Origin of the sequence: Flavobacterium sp. (assembly GCF_003525665.1) — a bacterium.
Taxonomy (GTDB): Bacteria; Bacteroidota; Bacteroidia; order Flavobacteriales; family Flavobacteriaceae; genus Flavobacterium.
In genome coordinates, this window is sequence record NZ_DQDX01000078.1 from 12465 (window position 1) to 12871 (window position 407).

Annotated in this window: 1 protein-coding gene; it reads right to left on the reverse strand. The window is 24.6% G+C overall.

Translation table 11 applies throughout. From position 1 onward, the window contains the following. On the reverse strand, window positions 1–187 hold a 187-nt coding region (locus DIU01_RS05450; protein ID WP_290832263.1), incomplete at its 3' end, for a thioredoxin family protein. Window positions 188–407 lie beyond the last annotated feature (220 nt).

Sequence of the window (407 nt, forward strand, 5' to 3'; positions counted from 1 at the left end):
CCGATTTCCAAATATTTTTTTCTAATTTCATGCATGGCGCACACCAATCTGATCCAGAAAAAACTAATAGTATTTGTTTGTTTTCTTTTGCTGCTTCAATTTTTGCTTCCTCTAATGATGATTTCCAGTTTTGAGAAAATCCTATTGAAGAAACTAAAAGCATCACTACTAATCCAATTTTTTTCATAATTCTAATTTTATAAAGTAAAACATTTTAAACTATTTTTTGCTCCACATTATTTTATGTAAAAGTATAGTTTATAATCAGAACTAAAACATTTGAAAGTTATTTTAAGCCAATTTTAATTTAAGCGATTCTTAAGTTAGTATTAAGTAAATCTTAAACTTAAAAGCATTATATAACAATAGCTTTGCTTAAAAAAACAATGCAGTTATTCAAGAAAAAT